This is a genomic window from Pedococcus sp. P2_E2 (genome assembly GCF_056403955.1).
On sequence record NZ_JBFUEM010000005.1, the window covers coordinates 272336 to 287439 of the forward strand.

The window sequence follows — 15104 nt, forward strand, 5'->3', positions numbered from 1 at the left end:
ACACCGTAGGAGGCAGCGTGCACGGGGTAGGCCCATCGACGGTGCTGGGCGGCCGCTATGCCGTGCAGCGTCGGCTCGAGCAGCTGCCGAGGGCCGAACGCTGGTCGGCCCACGACACGACGCTGGAGCGCGACGTCGTCATCGTGTGCTTCTCCGAGGACGAGTCCCACGCCGATGCCACCCTCGACGCCGCGCGTCGCGTCGCCGGACTCGACAACCACCGCCTCGTGCGCGTGCTCGACGTGGGCCGGTCCGAGGGGATCGCGTTCTTCGTCGAGGAAGCCATCCACGACGCCCACTCGCTCGCCCAGATCCTCGAACAGGGCGGACTGCCCGCCGAGGAGGTCCGCCGCGTCGTCGGCGAGACCGCCACCGGCCTCGAGGCCGCGCGCGGCCGGGGCCTGCACCACCTGCGCCTCACCCCGCACTCGGTCCTGCGCTCCCACGACGGCACCATCAAGGTCCGCGGGGTGGCCACCCTCGCCGCGATGGCCGACGAGGACGACCTCGACGCCACCCAGGCGGCTCGGCTGGACGCCGTGGGCGTGGTTGCCCTCACGTATGCCGCGTTGACCAGCCGGTGGCCACTGCCCGGTTCGGTCCCCGGCCTGGAGTCCGCGCCGCACGTCGTCGGCGGCGTCCCCGCGCCGTCCGAGATCGCGGCGGGTGTCCCCGGTGACCTCGACGCCCTGTGCCGCCTCACCCTCAACGAGGACCAGGGGCCGCTCACCCCCGGTGACTTCGCCTCCCAGATCGCGCCGTGGGCCATGGCGCAGGTCAGCGGTCTCGGCGGCACGACCCCGGTGGACGACGGCACGACCCGGACCATTCCGCTGGCCATGGAGCAACTGCGCTCCGAGCTCGCCACGGTGCCCATCCCGCCAGCAACCCCGGGATCCGCGTCCTCCCCCGCCTCGGAGAGCACCGTCGCCCTGCCGACCGGCCAGGACGCACCGGTCGACGCACCTGTCGACGGACCGTCCGTTGCCGCGGACGAGTGGGACGCGGCAGACGAGCAGGATGCGGCGTCTCAGCACCACGCGACCGGTGCGGACGTCGACACAGCGCTGCTCCCGGCCGCGGGTGGCCCTCGTCCCGCAGGTGGCGGCAGCCCGACGAGCAGTCCGGCGAGCCGCCCGACCCAGACGCGGTTCGACCCGGTCCTCCCCGGCCCGCCCTCCGAGCTGTCCGAGCCGGCCGCAGGGCCATCCACCCAGCCATCCACAGAGCCCGGTGAGCCGGGCGCCGGCGCGGCGGCAGCCGCCCAGGCCGCTGCGGCAGCGAGTGCGGTCGGGTCCGCGATCGGCACGGCAGGTCAGGCAGCCGGTCAGGCAGCGGGGGCCGCTGCCCACCGCGTGGGAAGCTTCGCCCGCGCGGCGGCGGACAAGGCCGCCGAGCGGCGGGCGCAGCGCCAGGCGGCCGAGGAGCGGGCGGAGCAACGCCGGATCTCCCTCGACCAGGCCCTCGTCGAGGGCCAGGAGCCACTGGACCCTCCGCTCCCCATGCTCCACGCCGACACCGGCGAGGCACCCACGCGCGACCAGTCCAAGCTCGTGCTGGCCGTCGTGGCGGCGTTCCTCATCCTGGCCATCGTGGTCGGGTTCTACGGAGCCTCGAAGATCGGTTCCAACACCGACCTCGGGCTCGGCGACCCCCCCACGCCGAGGAGCACCGTCAAGGTGACCGCCCCAGCGGTGACCGTCACGCCGACCCAGCCCGAGGAGTCCGGGACCCAGTCCTTCGCCGTCCTCAGCGCCACCGGGTTCGACCCGGCCGGCGACGGTGCGGAGCGCAACGGCGAGGCGGCCCGCGTCTTCGACGGCAAGGACAACACCTTCTGGAGCTCGGAGGGCTACGCGTCGGCCAACCTCGGTGGCCTCAAGAAGGGCGTCGGCGTGCGGCTGGACCTCGGCCAGAACCGCGACGTGACCACCGTCAAGCTGGTCCTGCCCAACGCCTCCGACGTGACGGTCTACGTCGGCGACGACCGAGAGAGCCTCGACAGCGCCAAGGAGGTCGGCTCCTCGAAGGGCAAGTCCGGCGACGTCACCCTGACCGCCCCTGCAGCGGTCAAGGGCCAGTTCGTCTTCGTCTGGTTCACCAGCGTGACCCAGGTCAGCGACGGGCGTTTCCGCGCCACGCTGGCCGAGGTCACGGTCAGCTGACCGGGAAGGTCGGCAGGGCGGCATACCCATGAGCACCCTCCCGCTGCGCGAGCGCGACGACCGCGACCTGCTCCGCGCCCACATCGCCGGCGACCCGGACGCCTTCGGGGAGCTGTTCCGTCGTCACCGCGACCGGATGTGGGCTGTCGCGCTGCGGACCACGCGCAACCGCGAGCTGGCCTCGGACTGCGTGCAGGACGCCTTCATCTCGGCGTTCCGGCGAGCCGAGTCCTACCGAGGCGACGCGGCCGTGACCACGTGGCTCCACCGCATCGTCGTCAACGCGTGCCTGGACCGGTTGCGGCGCGACAAGCCGACCAGTCCGCTGCCCGAGTACGAGCTCTCCGACAAGCGCGACGCGCAGGCCTCGGTCGACACCAGGCTCGACGTGCGGGAGGCCCTCGACCGACTGCCCGAGGGCCAGCGGATGGCGCTCATCCTCGTCGACATGCACGGCCTCTCGGTGGCGGAGGCCGCCGCCGTCCTCGAGGTCGCGGAGGGCACCGTGAAGTCGCGCTGCAGTCGGGGCCGTGAGGCCATGGCCGAGCTGCTCAGGGAACCATCGGGGCAGCCGTGACGTCGTACACATGTCGCCCCTGCCGTGTGTCCACCGGCATCCGTGCGTCCCGAATGCTGGTCCCCGACGTCTGGAGGTTCTCGTGGTGAGCACCCCACCCGTGCCCCCCGCGGACAAGGGGGGCCCCGAGCACGACCCCACCGGCATCCGCGAGCTGCTGTCGGCGCTGCCGGACCCCGGCCCCATGCCGGCGGACCTCGTCTCCCGGATCAACGCCTCCATCGCCGCCGAGCAGTCGGCCCGCGAGGGCGGCGCCACGGTCGTGCCCCTGCGGCCGCGCCGCTGGGGCTGGCAGCACGTGGGGGTCGCCGCCGCGGCAGCCGCCATCCTCGGCTTCGGCCTCCCCGCCCTGCTCACCGGCACCGGCCCCGGCGACGTGATGGCCTCCCTCAGCGGCGGCTCCGCCGCAGACAGCGGCAGCGGGGCGGCGGCCAGTAGCGAGAGCGGGTCGGACACGAACTCGGGGTCGGGCGTCGCGCCGCGCACCCAGTCGTCCTCGGGCCCGGACCTGCGGGTCAGGGGGCCCTTGGGCCAGGTGTCGCTGGCGGCCAGCGGCACGACATACACCGCGGCAGCGCTGGCGACGCAGGCTGCTGCCGTCGACTACACCGCCCGCGACAGCGCAGCAGCACCCAAGGCCAGCCGCGGTCCCGCCGACAGCGAGACCGGCCTGCGCGCCTGCCTCACCGCGATCGGCGTGCAGGCCTGGATGCCGGTCGCGGCTGACGTCGCGACTCTCGACGGCGCACCAGCGGTGGTCGCCGTGGTCAGCAACGACACCGGACGGACCGTGTATGCCGTGTCCCCGGCCTGCGACGCCGCGCACCCCCTCGTGCTGGCCGGCCCGCTCGCGGTCCCCTGAGCCTGCAGGGGCCGCCTCACGGCGCGTCGTGGCGCACCGCAGCGGTGGGGAACATCGAGGGCCTACGATCGGTTGCAGACACAGGCACCGTATGTTGCGGTGCACCGCCTTCTCGACCACAAGGGGCTGTAACCGCGTGAGCACCACCGCACCTGCCGACATCCGCAGTCTGATCATCATCGGCTCCGGTCCAGCGGGCTACACCGCCGCCGTCTACGCGGCGCGGGCCAACCTCCAGCCCCTGCTGTTCGAGGGCGCCGTGACCGCTGGTGGCGCGCTGATGAACACCACCGACGTCGAGAACTTCCCCGGCTTCCGCGACGGCATCATGGGCCCGGACCTGATGGAGAACATGCGGGCCCAGGCCGAGCGGTTCGGCGCCGAGATCATCACCGACGACGTCGAGTCGGTCGACCTCGAGGGCGAGGTCAAGACGGTCGTCGACGCCGAGGGCAACACCTACCGTGCGCACGCCGTGATCCTGGCGATGGGGTCGGCCTACCGTGAGCTCGGGCTGCCCGACGAGAAGCGACTCTCCGGCCACGGGGTCTCGTGGTGTGCGACGTGTGACGGCTTCTTCTTCCGCGACCAGGACATCGCCGTGGTCGGCGGTGGCGACTCGGCCGTCGAGGAGGCGACCTTCCTCACCAAGTTCGCCCGTTCGGTGACGATCGTGCACCGTCGCGACGAGCTGCGCGCCTCCAAGATCATGGCCGAGCGCGCCCTGTCCAACGACAAGATCAGGTTCGCCTGGAACTCCGCCGTCGAGGCGATCCACGGTGATGCCAAGCTGACCGGGATCACGCTGCGCGACACCGTGACCGGCGAGACCCGTGAGCTGCCCGTCACCGGCCTGTTCGTCGCGATCGGGCACGACCCGCGCAACGAGCTGGTCAAGGGCGTCGTCGAGCTCGACGACGAGGGCTACGTCCTGGTCCAGGGCCGCACGACGCTCACCAACCTGCCCGGTGTCTTCGCCTCCGGCGACCTCGTCGACCACACCTACCGCCAGGCCATCACCGCGGCCGGTTCCGGGTGCGCCGCGGCCCTCGACGCCGAGCGCTACCTCGCCGACCGCGAGCACGCGGGCGCACCCGCGGGCGACACCGCCCTCACCGACGAGCCCGCCCTCACCCACTGACCACCCGGTCTGCCTGTCAGACCCCGCTGGGATCCTGACGGACAGACCGAGCCCCACGCCACAACCGGCACACCTCACCACCCATCCAGCCCCAACCGCAGCACCACCGAAAGGAGCCCCCGAGTGGGAGCCATCAAGGACACCACGGACGCCACCTTCGAGGTCGACGTCCTCCAGAACGACAAGCCCGTCCTGGTGGACTTCTGGGCGCCCTGGTGCGGCCCGTGCCGCGCCGTCGCCCCGGTCCTCGAGGAGCTGGCGATCGCGCACGCCGACAAGATCGACATCGTCAAGCTCAACACCGACGAGAACCTCGCGGTGAGCAGCCGCTACGGCATCACTGGCATCCCGACGCTCAACGTCTACGTCGGCGGCGAGGTCGTCAAGACCCTCGTGGGTGCGATGCCCAAGCCCAAGCTGGTGCGCGAGCTCGCCGACTACCTCGGCTGAGCACCGCAGTGACCGTGTGCCGGCCGCGCCCGATGGTGGGTGCGGCCGGCATCGTCGCCCCCTGGCTTCGGGCCAGGGCGTGAGGACCACGGACGAACCAGGCGACCGGACGAGGCCTTCGGACCAGGCTTTCGGACCAGGGGTCGTCCGGTTGGTCCGCAGCCCGGTTCTGACTTAGGCTCGGGCGTCAGCCACCATGCCCCGCAACCCGGGCGCACCACCGCTGACCTGCACAAATACCCCAACAGCCAGCCACCCGCACACCGGCCAAGAACCTGGCTGGGTGCGCGATCACCCGAGGAGGTCGAGTGTCCGACAGCAAGAGCGGCCTGCTCGGCCTCGGCAGCCACGGACCCGCCGTCGTGGACGTGCGAGCCAGGCTGGCAGCGCTGCCACTCGACCAGCTGCCCGAACCGCCACACCTCGGCGGCCCTGACGCCGAGGACGCTGGCGAGGGGGACCAGACCCCGTTCGACCCCGCCCTGTTCGACGCTTCCCTCGAGCGTGCGGTGCGGGCCTTCCAGCAGCACAAGGGGCTGATCGTCGACGGGGTGGTCGGGGTCGAGACGTTCACGGCCATCGACGGTGCCCGCTGGGCCCTCGGCGACCGGATCCTCATGCACACGCCGGGTCACCTGCTGCGCGGGGAGGACGTCGTCACCCTGCAGGAGCGGCTCAACACCCTCGGCTTCGCCGCTGGCCGCGTCGACGGCCGCTTCGGGCCCGAGACGGAGCGTGCGGTGCGCAGCTTCCAGCGCGCCTACGGCCTCTCCGGTGACGGATCGGTCGGTCCCGACACGCTGCGTGCCTTCAAGGACCTGCGTCGCTCGGTGTCGGGGGGCTCGGCCAACGTGCTGCGCGAGCAGGAGCTGGTCCGCCGCTCCGGGCACAGCCTGAGTGGCCGCACCGTCGTGCTCGACCCGGGCCACGGTGGCAGCAACTCCGGCGCCGTGGCCCACGGGCTGGTCGAGGCAGAGCTGGTCATGGACCTCGCCCGCCGGATCGAGGGTCGGCTGACCGCCATCGGCGTCTCGGTCGTCTACACCCGAACCGAGCACACCTGCCCGACCGAGGACGAGCGGGCCGCCCTGGCCAACGATGCCGGCGCCGACCTCGTGCTCTCACTGCACTGCGACTCCCACGATGCCGCCGAGGCCAGCGGGGTCGCCACCTTCTTCTTCGGCCGCGACCGCAAGACGTCGTGGTCGGCCGTCGGTGAGCACCTCGCCGACCTGGTGCTGCGCGAAGTCGTGGCGCGCACCGGTCTCGAGAACTGCCGCTCGCACGGCCGCTCCTGGGCCCTGCTGCAGCAGACCCGGATGCCTGCCGTGCGCATCGAGGCCGGCTACCTGTCCCACCCCAGCGACGCCGCACGCCTGGCCGACCCGGCGTTCCGCGACACGATCGCCGAGGCCGTGCTGGTCAGCCTGCAGCGGCTCTACCTGGGAGATGACGACACCGCCACGACGGGCGTCCTGAGACTCGGCGACCTGCGCGCCTACCTCGCCTCACACAGCTGACAACGACCACGAATCGGCTACTCCCCCAAGGGAATTCCCCGACCGCTGAGCAGCAGCCGACCTACTCCAAGCCCGCGGTCGCGGCGGTCGGTCGGTCTGCGGTCCTAGCTACTTCGGTCCTAGCTGCGGCGGTCGAGGCCGAGCATGTCGACGATCCGGTTGAGGTCCTCGACCGAGGCGAACTCGACCGTCAGCTTGCCCTTGCGCTGACCCAGGGCGATGTTGACCCGGGTGTCGAACCGGTCGGACAGCCGGGCCGCCAGGTCGTCGAGCTGGGGGTGCCGGTTGCCCGCGCGCGGGCGTCGCGGCTTGGCCACGTCGTCCGGCCCGCCGACGGCGACGATCTCCTCGACGTTGCGGACGCTCAGGCCCTCGGCCACGATCCGCTGCGCGACGCGCTCCATCGCGGCACCGTCGGGCAGCGACAGCAGGGCCCGCGCGTGGCCGGCCGACAGCACGCCCGCAGCCACGCGGCGGGCCACGAGCGGCGGCAGCTTCAGCAGCCGCAGCGTGTTGGAGATCTGGGGCCGGGAACGGCCGATCCGAGCGGCGAGCTCGTCGTGGGTGCAGCCGAAGTCCTCGAGCAGCTGCTGGTAGGCCGCCGCCTCCTCGAGAGCGTTCAGCTCGCTGCGGTGCAAGTTCTCCAGGAGGGCGTCCCGCAGGAGGTCGTCGTCCTCGGTCTCCTTGACGATCGCTGGCACGGTAGCCCGCCCAGCCTCCTGCGAGGCGCGCCAGCGGCGCTCACCCATGATGAGCTCGTAGCGCACGCCCTCGGGGGCGTTGTCGAGCTGGTCGGGCCCCTGACCTGCAGGAATGGGCCTGATGACGATCGGCTGAAGCACCCCGATCTCGGAGATGGAGTGCACCAGCTCGGCCATGTCGTCCTCGTCGAAGACCGACCGGGGCTGACGCGGGTTGGGGCGGATCTGCTCGACCGGGATCTCGCCGTAGGAGACTCCCGGGACCGGCGCCAGCCCGTGCGGGTTGTCCGTGTCTGCCGCCACCGCGCCATCTGCGTCGTCGGTGTCGCTCGCGTCACCCGAGCCTGACGCCTCACCGGTGCGGGCCTGCCCGTTGCCGGCAGCACGGTCATCGTCGGACACCCCGTCCGGACCGTGACCGGCGTCGCTGGTCGGCTCCATCGTCGTCGTGGTCGTCCCTGCCCCAGCCGAGGCCTCGCCGGCACCGTCGCGCCCGGACGGCGTCCCACCGGCATACGCCGTCGCGCCGGGACGCTGGTCAGGGAAAAAGACGTCCACGGGACGGCCATTGGGGGAGGTCGGGGCGTTGGGGATCAGGGCACCCAGGCCCCTGCCGAGTGCGCGGCGCTTCTCGCTCATGGTGTCTTCTCTCAGTTCTGCGTGGACGCGGTCGAGTGGTCGGCGGTGGCGGCGCCGCGATCGGCAAGCTCAGCAGCCGCGCCCAGGTAGGACAGGGCGCCACTGGAGTTGGGGTCGTAGGTCATCACGGTCTGGCCGTGGCTCGGCGCCTCCGAGATGCGCACCGAGCGAGGCACGGTGTTGCGCAGGACCTGCGCCGGGAAGTGGTTGCGCACCTCCTCGGCGACCTGGGCCGACAGGCGGGTCCGGCCGTCGTACATGGTCAGCAGGATGGTCGACACGTGCAATGACGGGTTGAGGTGGTTGCGGATCAGCTCGATGTTCTTGAGCAGCTGTGAGAGACCCTCGAGCGCGTAGTACTCGCACTGGATCGGGATAAAGACCTCCTGGGCGGCGACGAAGGCGTTGACCGTCAGCAGGCCCAGACTCGGGGGGCAGTCGATCAGGACGTAGTCCGGCGCCGGGCGATCGGTGTCGGCGTCCGCTTCCAGGTACGCCGCGATCGCCTTCTGGAGGCGGGTCTCGCGCGCAACCAGCGAGACGAGCTCGATCTCCGCGCCGGCGAGGTCGATCGTGGCCGGCGCACACCACAGGCCGGGGATGTCCGGGCACTCCTGGACAACATCCGCCATCGGTGTGCCGTCGACGAGCACGTCGTAGATGCTCGGCACCTCGGCGTGGTGGTCGATACCGAGGGCCGTACTCGCATTGCCCTGCGGGTCGATGTCGATGACCAGCACGGTCAAGCCCGCCTGGGCCAGCGCCGCCGCGACGTTCACGGTGGTGGTGGTCTTGCCTACCCCGCCCTTCTGGTTGGCCACGGTCAGGACGCGCGTCGCCGTCGGCTTGGGGAAGACTCGCCCGGTGAGGGCTATTCGTTTGCGGGCATCAGCGGCGACGGCCTGCGCCAAGGGGGTGTCCCGGTCAGCGGTCGGCAAGGAGGAGGCCAGTTCCTCACGCTCGTCCGTTTCACGTGAAACAACGGCCGCCAGCGCCTCCTCAGCCGCGGCCGAATCCACGGGGTGGGTGCTGGGGTGGGTGCCCGCGTGGGCGTCGGGATGGAGGTCGCGGGCGCCGTTTGTTTCACGTGAAACAGAGGCCGTATTGCTGTCGACTGTGCCGGTCATGGAGGCGTCACCTGTCGTGATGGTCGTACCGTTCGCCGTCGGTTCGGCCTGCCCCGCGCGCTCGTCCAGCGCTGTCGTCGCGGTGGAGAGCTGCTCCGTTTCACGTGAAGCCGGGTCGCTCTGCGACCTCCGGTCCCCTGCCGGCCACCCGAGTGCGCTGCTGGGGCGGTCCGGCCGTTGCGGCCATCCGAGCCCCCTGGTCAAGTGCAGCGTTGCTGTGCTCACGCAGTCTCCTCGTTGGCCATGGGCATCATCCAACCCTAGTTCGCGCGTGCGTCACAACGCGGGAGGCAGCGCCCTGTCAGCAGGGTTGATCAGGTCCGGTTCCTGGCGCGTCGCGCGGGACCGCGCTTGGCTGCCGGACGAGCGCCCACCGTGAGCTGCAGCGTGGTGGTGGGCACGGGGAGCAGGCCGGCGCCGAAGGTCACGACCCGCGCTGAGGTCATTCCGAGCCTGCGCAGCACCTTCTCCTCGGCGGCCAGTTCCTGGGCGGCGGACTCGCCCTTGAGGGCCACGAGGGTGCCGTCGTCGGCCAGCAGCGGGAAGGTCCACCGGGCGAGCTTGTCAATGCGGGCGACCGCTCGCGCGGTGGCATAGGGCGCCGTCAGCACCCCGTTGAACTCCTCGGCCCGGCCCCGGTGGACCGTGCAGTTGGAGAGGCCGAGCTCGTCGATCGTGGTCGAGAGCCACGTGGTGCGACGCAACATGGGCTCGACCAGGTGCAGGTGCAGGTCAGGCCGCACGATGGCCAGGGCCAAACCGGGCAACCCGGCTCCGGAACCCACGTCGACCACGGCCACCCCCTCGGGGAAGGCCTCGTGCGCGACCGCACAGTTGAGGATGTGCCGGTCCCAGAGAATCGGCACCTCGCGGGGGCCGATCAGACCGTGCGAAACCCCGGTGTCCGCCAGGATCGCGGCGAACCGCTCGGCCAGGGCCAGGTGCGTACCGAACACTGCCGCAGCCGCCGGTGGTGCCACCGGAGCCGGAGCCGCTGGGTCTGACGCGGGCGGGGCTGAAGCGGTTGGGTCTGAAACGGCTGGAGGAGCGGCGGGACCCGTCGACGACGCGACGGGCGCGGTCCCGGTCTCCCCGGTCCCGCGCCCGTCGTCGGTGCGTTCGTGCGCCGTCATGCGCTCTGTTTCACGTGAAACACACTCGCCTGCGGCGCGATCACGCCGGCAGGACGACGACGAAGCGGCGGGGCTCCACGCCGTCGGACTCGGACGTGAGACCGGCAGCGAGGACCTCGTCATGAACGACCTTGCGCTCGAAAGCCGTCATCGGCTCGAGAGAGGCCTGCTCGCCCGTCGCCTTGACCTGCTCGATGACGCCGCGCGCGACCTCGACCAAGGACGCACGGCGCTCGGCCCGGTGGCCGGCTACGTCCAGCATCAGTCGGCTGCGCTCTCCGGTGGCCGCTTGGACGGCGAGCCGGGTCAGCTCCTGGAGCGCGTCGAGCACCTTGCCGTCCTGGCCGACCAGGCGCCGAGGCACCCGGCCCTCGTCGGAGTCGACGATGGACACCGCGGCACGGTCGCCGTCCACGTCCACGTCGATGTCGCCATCGAGGTCGGCAATGTCGAGCAGGGTCTCCAGGAAGTCCGCCGCCACCTCGCCCTCACGCTCGAGGTCGGCCACCTTGGCCGGGCGACGCCGCGGCGCCCCGTGCTCGTGGTCAGAGGGCGCGTCCGCTGCCGTGTCGTCGGAGTCGTCGGAGTCGTCGGCGCCCTGGTCGGTGAGCTGATCGACCCCCTGATCGGTGTGCTCGTCGGTGCCCTGATCGGTCCCCTCGCCGGTGCCCTGGTCGGGGCCCTCGCCGGTGCCCTGGTCGGTGCCTTCGTCGATGGACGTCTCAGTGGTCTGGGTGTCGTCCACGACGGTGTTGTTGTGCTCGGTCATGGTGGTCACTCTCAGTTGTCGGTCTGGGGCTTGGTGTCTGTGGTGGAGCTGGGCGCCGGCTTCTTGGCCGGACCTGCGGCACCCTTCTTCTTCTTGTTCCGCGAAGGCTGGACGCGCTGACCGCCCGCCTTGGGCGCCTCGGTGTCCTCCACCTTGTCGAGCCCCTTGACGGTGAACTCCTCGATCGGCTTGCCCTTCTTGCGCCGCCGCTCCTGCATCGCCTTCTCCGCGAGGGAGCCGGGGGCGGGCATCTTGCGGATCACGTAGAACTGTTGGCACATCGACCACACGTTGGTGGTGAGCCAGTACAGGAGGACACCGATCGGGAAGTTGACGCCGGAGATCGCGAAGAAGATCGGCATCAGGTAGAGCAGCATCTTCTGCTGCTTGGCGAACGGGTTGTCCAGCGCCGAGGCCGGCATGTTCTTCATCATCAGCTGGCGCTGGGTGGTGAACGTGCTGGCAGACATGGCGATGATGAGCACGACAGTGACGATCTGGACGGTGAGGCTGTTCGCTCCGACGAACTTGTCGGACAGCTGTGCACCGAAGAACGTCGACGACTCCGCCTCACCGGCGAGCTTGGCCGAGATCGGGCCGATCGGATCGTTCGTGCCGTCGGCGATCTTCTTGAGCCCGTTGAGCACGCGGAACAGTCCGAAGAAGAACGGTGACTGCAGCAGGATCGGCAGGCACGAGCTGAACGGGTTGGTCCCCGTGCGCTTGTAGAGGTCCATCGTCTCCTGCGTCATCGCCTGACGGGAGTCCGGGTCCTTCTTGTCCTTGTACTTGGCCTGGATCTTCTGCATCTCGGGCTGGATGAGCTGCATCCGCCGCGACGCGTGGATCTGCTTGACGAACAGCGGGATCATCGCGGCCCGCATCACCACCACGAGGCCGACGATGGACAACGTCCACGCGACGCCGGAGTCCGACGGGATGCCGAGCAGGTTCGTGAACACCCAGTGCCAACCGAAAAGAATCCACGAGACGATCCACTCGAACGGGAAGATCAGATCACTGAAACTCATGTCGTCCTCAATCTGGTGGTGGGCCGTCGAGGTGACGGTCCACCGGTGGTTCCGGCCGCGCAGTGGGTATGCCGCGCGGCCGGCAGGTCTGGTGCCTTGCCGCTAGGCGGCGTGGGCGGCGTGCGGGGGTGGTGCTGGAACGTGGTCGACCCCACCTGCTGCCCAGGGGTGGCACCTAGCCAACCGCTTGGCGGCCAGCCAGGTTCCCTTGACCGGACCGAAGCGCCGGATCGCGGTGACGGCGTAGGCCGAGCAGGAGGGGTAGTACCGGCAGGTCGGGGGCGTCATCGGTGAGATGAAGCGCTGGTAGAAGAGCAGGAGCCCGATCAGGGGTGCCGCGGTCACCCGCTTGAGCGTGCTCACGCGCGCCCCGCCCCGAGTCGTGCGGTCACCCGAGCGAGGAGACCATCCAGCTCGACGCCCAGTGACGACGAATTCGCTTGCGCCGCAACAGGATTCGCGCGAATCACGAGATCCGTACCAAGCGGCAGTGCGCGAACCCGAGCCGCCATCAGCGCCCGCAGCCGGCGCTTGGTGCGGTTGCGGACCACCGCTCCGCCGACGGCTTTGGAGACAACAAAACCGACCCGCGGCGGTTGTCCCGCACGCGCGTCGGCCTGGTTGGCGTGGACCACGATCAGCGTGGAGCCAGCTCGGGCTCCCCTGGGCCCCCGAAAGGTGGCCGCGAAGTCCGAACTCGCACGGAGCCGGTGCCCCGCGGGCAGCACGGGGTCGGCCTCAGGCGGAGAGCTCGGTGCGGCCCTTAGCGCGGCGGGCCGACAGGATGGCGCGACCCGCACGGGTCCGCATACGCAGGCGGAAGCCGTGGGTCTTGGCCCGACGACGGTTGTTCGGCTGGAAAGTACGCTTGCTCACGAGGATCTCCGTTACTGATCAGGCCCGGGTGGCCTGCTGAGTGCATGGGCGGCTGGGTGGTCGGCCGCAATCGGAGACCCGCGAGAACCGATCCTCGGTGGCTGGCACCAAGGATCCAGGGCGTCACGGGCATGCGAAAACGGCCGACAGGCCGGTTCCAAGGTACGCGAGCGCCCACCGCAGGGTCAAACCAGCGCCGGCCACGCGGCAAACCGCGGGGAACAGCTGGGCTGGCGAGGCGCCAATAGCACCCACTCTTGGCCATTTCGACCCAGACACGCCGTGCGTAGGGCACCAATTTCCCCGAACGAGACCCAATTTCCGCCGTTTCGGTTGCCGCCCTGCGCCGCTGTTGTTACCGTCCCTCCTCGTCCCATCCCTTGCCCACAGGTTGTGGATAACTATGTGGATAAGGCACAGTGTCGATGAGGCACAGGGGACAGACACCATGACCCTGCGACAGGGCAGCCAAACCGTCGAAAGGGATGTGGGACCGGTGAGTGACACAGATCTGGACTACACGCAGATCTGGCAGAACACCATCGCCACCCTCGACGCCGACGGACTCCCGGCCCGCGAACGCGCGTTCCTCACGCTGGCCCGCCTCGCCGGACTGCTCGACGGAACCGCCCTGGTCAAGGTGCCGAACGAGTACACCAAGGACGTCGTCGAGCAGCGGGTGCGCGACGCGGTGACCCAGGCACTGTCCTCCCAGCTCGGCGAGCAGGTGCAGCTGGCCGTCACCGTCGACACCTCGTTGGACGAGGCGCACCACGGTGAGGACACCACGGGTTACGTCGACGAGCAGCCCCTGTCGATCCCTCCCCTCGCCCAGCCTGGCCAGCCGCACGGCCAGCCGCCTGCCCACCTCTCGGTGGACAACGTCTACCCGCTGACGCCGCCCGCCGAGGCGCAGCGCCGCCCGCGCGACGAGGTCATGAGCGTCACCGACGAGTCGGCGACTCGACTCAACCCCAAGTACACCTTCGACACCTTCGTCATCGGCGCGAGCAACCGGTTCGCCCACGCGGCCGCCGTCGCGGTGGCCGAGGCGCCGGCCAAGGCGTACAACCCGCTGTTCGTCTACGGCGAGTCCGGGCTGGGCAAGACCCACCTGCTGCACGCCATCGGGCACTACGCGCGCAACCTCTACCCGCACGTCAAGGTGCGCTACGTGAACTCCGAGGAGTTCACCAACGACTTCATCAACAGCATCCGCGACGACAAGGCGAGCAACTTCCAGCGCCGCTACCGCGACGTCGACGTGCTCCTCATCGACGACATCCAGTTCCTGCAGGGCAAGGTGCAGACGCAGGAAGAGTTCTTCCACACCTTCAACACGCTGCACAACGCCAACAAGCAGGTCGTGATCACCAGTGACCTGCCGCCCAAGCTGCTGTCCGGCTTCGAGGAACGCATGCGCAGCCGGTTCGAGTGGGGCCTGCTGACGGACGTCCAGCCGCCCGACCTCGAGACCCGGATCGCGATCCTGCGCAAGAAGGCCATCCAGGAACGCATGAGCGCGCCCGACGACGTGCTCGAGTTCATCGCGAGCCGCATCTCGACCAACATCCGCGAGCTCGAGGGCGCCCTGATCCGCGTCACGGCCTTCGCCAGCCTCAACCGGCAGAGCGTCGACATGGGCCTGGCCGAGATCGTCCTCAAGGACCTGATCCCCAACGAGCAGGGCTCCCAGATCACCAGCGCGACGATCATGGCCCAGACCGCGGCCTACTTCGGGCTGACCATCGAGGACCTCTGCGGCACGTCGCGCTCGCGGGTCCTGGTCACGGCCCGCCAGATCGCGATGTACCTGTGCCGCGAGCTGACCGACCTGTCCCTGCCCAAGATCGGGCAGCAGTTCGGTGGCCGTGACCACACCACGGTCATGCACGCCGACAAGAAGATCCGCCAGCTGATGGCCGAGCGGCGCGCGATCTACAACCAGGTCACCGAGCTGACCAACAGGATCAAGCAGCAGTCTCGCTGACGCCCGATCCGACTTCTCTGCACCAGGAACTGGTTGTCCACAGCCTTGTGCACAGGTGTGGGGGCCTGTTCACCTCCCCGACACCTCAGTCGAGTTCGTGCTCAGGTGAGCACGAATCCCGCA

The 15104-nt window shown here is 70.2% G+C and carries 15 protein-coding genes; 7 read left to right on the forward strand and 8 right to left on the reverse strand.

The window, feature by feature from the left end:
- The first annotated feature begins 17 nt into the window (after positions 1 to 17).
- The 6 genes from AC1DWR_RS12605 (at position 18) to AC1DWR_RS12630 (ending at position 6715) form a co-directional block, all read left to right on the forward strand.
- Positions 18 to 2165 (forward strand): hypothetical protein, encoded by a 2148-nt coding sequence (locus AC1DWR_RS12605; RefSeq protein ID WP_477614204.1) that lies wholly within the window; start codon positions 18 to 20, stop codon positions 2163 to 2165.
- 28 nt (positions 2166 to 2193) lie between these two features.
- Complete coding sequence (sigM, locus tag AC1DWR_RS12610; protein WP_477624561.1) at positions 2194 to 2742, forward strand: RNA polymerase sigma factor SigM; 549 nt, start codon at positions 2194 to 2196, stop codon at positions 2740 to 2742.
- Between the two features lie 85 nt (positions 2743 to 2827).
- Positions 2828 to 3604 carry a hypothetical protein gene (locus AC1DWR_RS12615; RefSeq protein ID WP_477614206.1) on the forward strand — a complete coding sequence of 259 codons (777 nt, stop codon included), beginning with the start codon at positions 2828 to 2830 and terminating at the stop codon, positions 3602 to 3604.
- 91 nt (positions 3605 to 3695) lie between these two features.
- Positions 3696 to 4745 carry a thioredoxin-disulfide reductase gene (trxB, locus tag AC1DWR_RS12620; RefSeq protein ID WP_477614207.1) on the forward strand — a complete coding sequence of 350 codons (1050 nt, stop codon included), beginning with the start codon at positions 3696 to 3698 and terminating at the stop codon, positions 4743 to 4745.
- Between the two features lie 123 nt (positions 4746 to 4868).
- Positions 4869 to 5195 carry a thioredoxin gene (trxA, locus tag AC1DWR_RS12625; protein WP_477614208.1) on the forward strand — a complete coding sequence of 109 codons (327 nt, stop codon included), beginning with the start codon at positions 4869 to 4871 and terminating at the stop codon, positions 5193 to 5195.
- Positions 5196 to 5503: 308 nt separating this feature from the next.
- Positions 5504 to 6715 (forward strand): N-acetylmuramoyl-L-alanine amidase, encoded by a 1212-nt coding sequence (locus tag AC1DWR_RS12630; RefSeq protein ID WP_477614209.1) that lies wholly within the window; start codon positions 5504 to 5506, stop codon positions 6713 to 6715.
- A 119-nt stretch (positions 6716 to 6834) separates the two neighbouring features.
- Here the strand turns inward: AC1DWR_RS12630 and AC1DWR_RS12635 are convergent, their stop codons facing one another.
- The 8 genes from AC1DWR_RS12635 to rpmH all read right to left on the reverse strand — a co-directional run bounded on the left by AC1DWR_RS12635 (position 6835) and on the right by rpmH (position 12991).
- Entirely contained in the window at positions 6835 to 8055 is a 1221-nt protein-coding gene (locus AC1DWR_RS12635) for a ParB/RepB/Spo0J family partition protein (RefSeq protein WP_477614210.1), read from the reverse strand.
- Positions 8056 to 8066: 11 nt separating this feature from the next.
- On the reverse strand, positions 8067 to 9182 hold the full coding sequence (locus AC1DWR_RS12640) for a ParA family protein (protein ID WP_477614211.1): 1116 nt from the start codon (positions 9180 to 9182) through the stop codon (positions 8067 to 8069).
- Positions 9183 to 9496: 314 nt separating this feature from the next.
- Positions 9497 to 10138, reverse strand: coding sequence for a 16S rRNA (guanine(527)-N(7))-methyltransferase RsmG (gene rsmG / locus AC1DWR_RS12645; RefSeq protein ID WP_477614212.1), 642 nt, complete (start codon positions 10136 to 10138; stop codon positions 9497 to 9499).
- Positions 10139 to 10355: 217 nt separating this feature from the next.
- Positions 10356 to 11084 (reverse strand): Jag family protein, encoded by a 729-nt coding sequence (locus AC1DWR_RS12650; protein WP_477614213.1) that lies wholly within the window; start codon positions 11082 to 11084, stop codon positions 10356 to 10358.
- An 11-nt stretch (positions 11085 to 11095) separates the two neighbouring features.
- Complete coding sequence (yidC, locus tag AC1DWR_RS12655) at positions 11096 to 12115, reverse strand: membrane protein insertase YidC (protein ID WP_477614214.1); 1020 nt, start codon at positions 12113 to 12115, stop codon at positions 11096 to 11098.
- A gap of 102 nt (positions 12116 to 12217) precedes the next feature.
- Positions 12218 to 12478 (reverse strand): membrane protein insertion efficiency factor YidD, encoded by a 261-nt coding sequence (yidD, locus tag AC1DWR_RS12660; RefSeq protein ID WP_477624562.1) that lies wholly within the window; start codon positions 12476 to 12478, stop codon positions 12218 to 12220.
- Entirely contained in the window at positions 12475 to 12915 is a 441-nt protein-coding gene (gene rnpA / locus AC1DWR_RS12665; RefSeq protein WP_477614216.1) for a ribonuclease P protein component, read from the reverse strand. Before rnpA ends, yidD begins: the two co-directional genes overlap by 4 nt.
- Positions 12854 to 12991 (reverse strand): 50S ribosomal protein L34, encoded by a 138-nt coding sequence (rpmH, locus tag AC1DWR_RS12670; protein WP_140739978.1) that lies wholly within the window; start codon positions 12989 to 12991, stop codon positions 12854 to 12856. The genes rnpA and rpmH overlap by 62 nt, the downstream gene beginning before the upstream one ends.
- A gap of 496 nt (positions 12992 to 13487) precedes the next feature.
- Here rpmH and dnaA point away from each other — a divergent pair, with 496 nt between their 5' ends.
- The gene (gene dnaA, locus AC1DWR_RS12675; RefSeq protein WP_477614217.1) at positions 13488 to 14981 is read left to right on the forward strand and encodes a chromosomal replication initiator protein DnaA; all 1494 of its coding nucleotides are present in this window, start codon (positions 13488 to 13490) and stop codon (positions 14979 to 14981) included.
- Positions 14982 to 15104 lie beyond the last annotated feature (123 nt).